At 68.5% G+C, this 6,856-nt stretch carries 5 protein-coding genes; 1 reads left to right on the top strand and 4 read right to left on the bottom strand.

Going from position 1 to position 6,856, the window contains the following annotated elements; all coding sequences use genetic code 11:
- Positions 1-243 precede the first annotated feature (243 nt).
- From Q1K57_RS03935 to Q1K57_RS03950, 4 genes are all read right to left on the bottom strand, one after another.
- Positions 244-2,799: a PEP/pyruvate-binding domain-containing protein gene (locus Q1K57_RS03935; RefSeq protein ID WP_300079206.1), complete on the bottom strand. Its 2,556-nt coding sequence runs from the start codon at positions 2,797-2,799 to the stop codon at positions 244-246.
- A 128-nt stretch (positions 2,800-2,927) separates the two neighbouring features.
- Positions 2,928-4,838 (bottom strand): PTS sugar transporter subunit IIA, encoded by a 1,911-nt coding sequence (locus tag Q1K57_RS03940; RefSeq protein WP_300079209.1) that lies wholly within the window; start codon positions 4,836-4,838, stop codon positions 2,928-2,930.
- 6 nt (positions 4,839-4,844) lie between these two features.
- Entirely contained in the window at positions 4,845-5,144 is a 300-nt protein-coding gene (locus Q1K57_RS03945; protein ID WP_300079212.1) for a PTS sugar transporter subunit IIB, read from the bottom strand.
- A gap of 40 nt (positions 5,145-5,184) precedes the next feature.
- The gene (locus Q1K57_RS03950) at positions 5,185-5,505 is read right to left on the bottom strand and encodes a PTS lactose/cellobiose transporter subunit IIA (RefSeq protein WP_300079214.1); all 321 of its coding nucleotides are present in this window, start codon (positions 5,503-5,505) and stop codon (positions 5,185-5,187) included.
- A gap of 326 nt (positions 5,506-5,831) precedes the next feature.
- On the opposite strand from Q1K57_RS03950, the gene Q1K57_RS03955 reads away from it, so the two are divergent.
- A partial coding sequence (locus Q1K57_RS03955; protein WP_300079216.1) for a PTS transporter subunit EIIC occupies positions 5,832-6,856 on the top strand: 1,025 nt, incomplete at its 3' end.

The following is a 6,856-nucleotide window of genomic DNA, read 5'->3' on the forward strand; positions in this document are numbered from 1 at the left end:
TCGGCATGACCGTGACGTCACGCGCCGGGTAGCAATGCCGCCTGACGTGGACATCTAGTCAACCCGACTAGGTTTGTCGCATGTTCCGGAGCCCTGAGGGTGGCGCACTCACGCATTCGCAGAATCCCGCCGTTACTCGCAGAATCGCTCGCGCCGGACATCGGTGTTGGGCGCCGGCACGTTTGGGTCGACGAATGACACCGTTGTGATTTATCCACAGGTGGGGACAGCCCTGTGGGGAACTCAAAGAAGCTCGATGGCGCCCGAGGACCCGTCGATGCGGATCCGTTGGCCGGTCGTGAGCCGCGTCGTCGCGTCGTGCACGCCGACCACGGCCGGAATGCCGTACTCGCGCGCCACCACCGAACCGTGCGTCATGAGGCCGCCGACTTCGGTGATCAGGCCGGCGGCGGTGAGGAACAGGGGCGTCCACGCGGGATCCGTTCCTCGGCAGACGAGAATCTCGCCCCGCTCCAGATGCTCGCGCCGGGGGTCGTGCACGACACGCACGACGCCCTCCGCTACGCCCGGCGAGACCCCCATGCCGCCCAACCCGTCGTCGCCCGCGTCGAGTCCTTCGAAGAACGCCCGCCCGTCCGAGATGAGCACGCGCGGCACCTGGGTGCGGCGTCCCTCCGCTACCAGCGTTGCTTTGCGGTCGGCCACGACCTGGTGCCAGTCCGAACTGAACGCGCGGCGCAGCTCGTCCAGGTGCAGCAGGTAGATGTCGGACGCCGCCGCGAGCCTTCCTGCCTCCACGAGTTCTGCTCCGGACGCGTCGAACGCGTCGCGCAGCAGGCCGAAGGCGCGCACGATCGTGAACTTCGGTGTCTCCCGGATGCCGAACATGCCCCGGACGGCCTTGGCCGCGTCCCGGATCCGGCCCGCTCGTTTGGGTGCTGCGTCCATCAGCGACCGGACCGTTCGCCCCGCATCCTGCTGCGCGAGCCGGTGTGCCTCCCGCGGCGTCACGGCACGCCGCGTCGCCAGGTAGCCCTTGAGGGTCGCCATCACCGGGGTCGGGTCGTCACGCCACCGCGGTGCGCCCAGGTCGATCTCGGCGATGCCGCGCATGCCGTAGTCGGCCAGGAATTGGCCGATGGCGTCCTGAGCGACGCGGGGCAGATTGCCCCGCAAGTGCTGGGCAGCCAGGTCGGATGCCGGCGTCTCGGCGAGCCAGCCCCACGCGGTCGCGTCGTGCCGGATCGTCTCCGCGACGTCGGCCAGCGTGAGGTCCATCTCGGCCGTCACGTTGCCGGGCAGCGCGCGCAGCATCGACAGGACGAGTGCGTCGGCGTCCGGCAGGCCCGAGCGGGCCGCCTCCTCCCGCAGGCGCCGCAGCGCGATCAGGACGCCGCCCCACAGGGGAGCCAGGGCGGGCAGCAGGGTCGGGAAGAAGCGCGCCCCCATCGTCTCGACGGCCTTGACGCGCTCGGTGAGCCGGGCCTGCGGCGTGGCTGCCCGACCGGTCGCCGCGACGATCCGTCGGAACGACTCGACCAGCCGCTCGGCCACCCGCTCGGCATGCTGCCGCGCACGCACCGGATCGCGCAGCGCCGCCCGGGCCCGCGGCGTGGTGGTGGTCACGAGCCGGGTGATGGCCGTCATCGTGCGGGTGCTCGGCGTCGCCCGGACGATCTTCAGCTCGGGCTCTTTCGCGAGGTCGGCGAGAATCCCCGCGATCGCCGGATCGGCCACCGGCATCGCCTGGAACAGCAGCTTGCGCGTCATGCCGGCGCGTAGGGCGGCGTCGACCCGCAGCCACAGCCGCTCGCCGGCGGTTTGCACGAATGCGTTCGTCCGCCAGTCGACGCGGCGGCCCACCAGCCGGCCTGCGCCCGACAGCAGCACCCGCAGCACGTCCTGCCCGAGGGGCGTGATCGGCTCGAGCATCCCCTGCACGGCTCCGAAGCTGAACCACACGCGCATCTCGGACGCCCCCGGCGCCGGCGCCGGCAGGGGGTACAGGCTGGTAATGGGCCGGGCCTGCAGGATCGACAACTCCTCGCCGGTGCGCGCCCACTCGATGTCCATGGGTTCGGCGTAGAGCCGTTCGATCACTTGGCCCAGCTCGGTGAGGCGCCGCGCGTCGCCGATGGAGAGCGAGGCTGTCCGGCAGGCCAGATGGCGGCCCCGCAGCTCGGCTGTCGCCCCGGCCAGGCTGAACGTGTCGGGGGTCACCTGCCCCGAAACGAGCGCGTCGCCCAGCCCCGCCACCGACTCGATGACCGTCTCGTCGCGGCGACCGGTCCGCGGGTTCGCCGTGAACATCACCCCCGACGCCTCCGCCGCCACCATTTCCTGCACCACGACGGCCAGCGCGACGCCCTCGTGGCCGATGGCGTTGCGGTCGCGATAGGTGAGAGCACGCTCGGTCCACAGCGACGCCCAGCACTGCACCACCGCGGTCAGGATCGCCTCGATCCCGACGACGTTCAGGAACGTGTCCTGCTGGCCGGCGAAGCTGAAGCCCGGCAGGTCTTCCGCCGTCGCGGACGACCGCACCGCGACCGGCCCGTCGGCGAGCGGGGCGACGGCGTCCGCGATCGTCGCCCGCAACGCGACCGGCAGGCGCGCGGCGCCGAAGGCCGCGCGGATCTGTTCCGACGCCGTCGCCCGGTCACCCTGCGCAAGGGCGCGGCGGATCGCCCCGTCCAGCCCGGACGCCGTCACGAACCGTTCGTACTCGGTGGTTTCGAGGACGACGAACCGGGGGACCGGCAGGCCTGCGGCCGCGAGGCGGACGAGGTTGGCCCCCTTGCCGCCTTGGCGGGCGAGATCCGGGGCGTCGTGCGTCATGGTGGGAAGTATTGCACCGCGCGCCGTGGGCAGAGCCCGCTGAAGCCGGCCGGTGACCGACGCGAAAGGGGGGTGGCTGGAGCCGCGGTGGGGGAGCCCGGCCAAGCGGGGGGCTGAGGGGCGGTGGGTCAGCGGTCGAGGAGGTCCCGGAGGGCGGCGAGGAAGGTGTCCGCGTCGGCTCCCGCAGCGACGAGCGCGCTCACGCTACCGCGCTCGGACAGCAGCTTGATGATCTGGTCGAGCCCGTCGCGGAAGGCCTGGCGGCCGTCGGGGGAGAGAGCGAACAGGAACACCAGCCGGACCAACGACGACCCCCACGGGATGCCCTTGTCGCTCACGAGCACCGAGATGGCCGTGGCGGAGGCGTCCATGCGCATGGAGTGCGGGATGGCGAACTCGCCGCCGAACGATGTGGACGAGCGCCGCTCGCGGTCGAGCACGTCGTCAAGGAAGTTGTCGTCGACGTACCCCTCCTCGACGAGGCGCGTGCTCATCAGGGCGAGGGCGTCCTCCTTCGTCGCTAGGGCGTGCACGGTCATGAACAGGGCGGGGTCGATGAGGGTGAACAGGGTCGTCCGGATGCGGCGGCGCATGTTGCGGTCCATCTCGGCATTGACGGCGTCGCTCACGGTCGCGATGTCGGAGCGTGGCAGCAGCGGGCTCACCTGCACGACCGGCGCCGACGGCGTCCCGCGGGGTTCGACGCAGGAGACGATCAGGTCGCTCGTGACGCCGGAGAAGTCGAAGTCGAGGGTCGTCTCGACGTCCTCGATGATCGCCCGCCCCCGCAGGGACCGCTCGAGGGTGTCGGCCACCGCGCTCGCCATGTCGTAGTAGTGGGGCACGACGAGGGTGATCGTGAGCAGATCGCGCTGCTCGAGATAGTGCAGGTACTGCATGCCCATGTGCATTGCGAGGTAGTCGACCTCGGCGCCGTTGATGTCGATCGTCAGCCGCTTCTCGAGGCGCTGGGCGAAGTCGAGGGCGAGGTCGTGCACGAGCGGGTGGCTGTTCTTGAACGCCTCGCCCAGCGGGTGCGTGAGGGCCAGGTTGGAGCGGCAGCGAGCCACCAGGTTCTGCACGTGCAGGGTGAGCTTGAGCAGCATCGAAGGGTCGGCCGGGCCGAGGAGGTACTTGGACGCCACCAGCTCGAGCAGCTCGGCGACCAGCACCTTCATCTGCGGGTCGACCACTGCCTCGGCCGCACTCGGGTCGGCGATGCGGACGGCGCGCACGGCCAGGACGCCGTACAGCGCTTCGTGCTCGGACGGCGGCAAGGTGATGTGGAACTGCGTGTCGACGGCGCTGGCCAGCAGCTCGGTCACCTCGTTGATGAGGCGGTCCTTCCGCCGCAGGGGCCACTCGGCCGCCGGCAAGGTGTGGCCGTCGCGGACGCGCTCGACGGTCACGGCGATGTGCAGCAACACGTCGGACAGCGCGTACTCGTTGAGCTCCAGGTCGGAGTCGGCCACAATCTGGCTCACCGTCGCGCGCAGCTTGGTGAGGTCGAGGTGGGCGTACTCGCGGCTGAACGCCTGCCAGGTCGGCACGATGCCCTGGCCGCCCTGCTGCATCATCTGCCGCACGACGCGCCGCCGCGACCGCTCCGGACCGTCGAGCCACACGTTCTCGTGATCGCGGTTCAACGTCAGTTCGTGCTCGCGGAACACCTCGCGCGCACGCGACAGATCGGACTCGATCGTCGAGTTGCTCACGTACAGCTTGTCCGCCAGCGTATGGACGTTGACGGGCGCGCTCGCCTGCGACAGCAGGCGACAGAGGTACTCCAGTCTCCGGTCCGGCGTGTCCAGGGACGCCGTCGGCTCGGCCAGGTTCGCCAGCCGCGCGCGGGCGCGCGGGTCCAGCGCGTAACCCCGGTGCGAGGTCACGATCACGGTGCCGCGGGCGTTCAACTTCGCGACATACGTGCGAACGCTCCTGCTCGAGACGTGCAACTGGCCCGCGAGCTCCTCACCCGACAGGGGGTGAGGAGAGCGGGCCAGTGCTTCGATCAGTGCGCGACGCTTGTCAGGCGTCACGGTGCATCACTTGCCGGCAACCAGCTTGCGAGCCTGGTCCATGGCGGCCTTGCCGTCCATCATGCCGTAGGCGCGCATGTCGATGACGCCGCTCGGGATGCCCTTGGGCTCGGCGAGCTTCTTGACGTCCTTCTCCTTGAAGCGGATCTGCGGGCCGAGGAGGATCACGTCGTACTTGTCGATGACGCTCTCGAGTTCGCCCACGGGAACGGCGTCGACGACGTCGTCAGGATCGGCGTTCTTCTTCATGTTGTTGGTGAGCAGGCTGGTGGACATACCAGCAGCGCAGACGAGCAGGACCTTCATTGGTTACCTCCGTGGGTGTGCTTGTGGGTTCGATGTTAGCTCAGGCGTCAGCGTTGAGCTTGGAGTAGATCTCGATGAACTCTTCGGCCAGATCGCGGATGATCATGGCGCCGGTCAGATGGTCCTGGGCGTGCACCAGGATGATGTTGACGGGGACGGCGTTGCCGCGCGCCTCCTGGGTGAGCATCTTGGTCTGGGAGCCGTGGGCCTCGCGCAGATCCTTGTCGGCCTCCTCGAGCAGCTTCTTCGCCTCCTCCAGGTTGCCCTCGCGTGCCTCGCGGATCGCCATCATGGAACTCGACTTGGCGTTGCCGGCCACCGAGATCAGCTTGAATGCGCCCTCGTAGTCCTCGGGGTTCATGCGTCCTCCCTTTCGCGGGTCGTGGCCATCCTTGGCCCTCCCCGTCCTCTGCGCTGAATGATGGGCCTCAGCCTAGTAATGGGACGCCGCCGCCTCCACCCAGTGCGTTTCCGCCATGGCGGAAGTTCCGGAAGAGGAAAGACTTCCGCCACTGCGGAAGGGGATCTGGTGGAACTGACCCGTTTAGGTGCACCATCATGGGAGGCGGTGACACGAGCATGGGTGCTGAGTGTCCGAGAACCGCAATAAGAGTCTCCGGGACTCGAAAGGAGAGGGCGATGGCGTCCTTCGCAGAAATTCTGAATGACAAAGTCATTCCGCCAGTCTTGGCGTTCACCAACACGAAGCCGATCAGTGCGCTGAAGAACGGCATGATGTACGTGATGCCGCTCACGATCGTGGGTGCCATCTTCCTGCTGGCCGGCAACCTGCCGATCCCGGCGTGGACGGAGTTCCTCGCGCAGCCCGGCTTCCCGACGATCCTCGCCGCGATCTTCAACGGCGTCTACGTGGCCACGTTCAACCTGCTCGGCCTGGTGGCCTGCATGGGCATCACGTACAGCTGGGTCCGTGGCGAGGGCATCGAGGCCCTGCCGGCCGCTCTGTGGGCGCTGTGCACCATGGTGCTGCTCCTGCCGCTGTGGGCCGAGACCGAGGCCGGCGAGCGCGTCACGTCCGTCATCCCGCTGAGCTGGACCGGCGGCCAGGGCATGGTCGCGGGCATCCTGATCGCGTTCTTCGTGTCGATCGTCTACGTGTGGTTCATCCGCCGCAACATCACGATCAAGATGCCCGACGGTGTCCCGCCGAACGTCGCGAACGCCTTCACCGCCCTCATCCCGGGTGCTGCCATCATGACGCTGGCCGCCATCATCATGGGCATCTTCCTCGCCTTCAACACCACGATGATCGAGGCGATCTACTCCGCCATCCAGACGCCGCTCATGGGTCTGTCCGACTCGCTGCCGGGCATTCTCGTGGTGTCGTTCCTCATCCCGTTCCTGTGGTTCTTCGGTGTGCACGGATCGTCCATCGTCGGTGGCGTCATGAGCCCGATCGGCCTTGCCAACACGGCCGCCAACCAGGCGATCGTCGACGCGCAGGGCGAGGTCACCATCGCCAACGGTGGCCGGATCTTCACTGCCCAGTTCCTGGACAACTACGTCAACATGACCGGCGCCGGCGTCACCATCGGTCTGGTCGTCTACATGCTCGTGTTCGCCAAGTCCGCGCAGTTCAAGACCCTGGGCCGCCTCGGCGCCGCTCCGGCCGTCTTCAACATCAACGAGCCGATCACGTTCGGTACCCCGATCGTCATGAACCCGATCCTCGTGGCCCCGTTCATCCTGAC

This window comes from Propioniciclava sp. (genome assembly GCF_029977985.1).
Lineage (GTDB): Bacteria > Actinomycetota > Actinomycetes > Propionibacteriales > Propionibacteriaceae > Propioniciclava.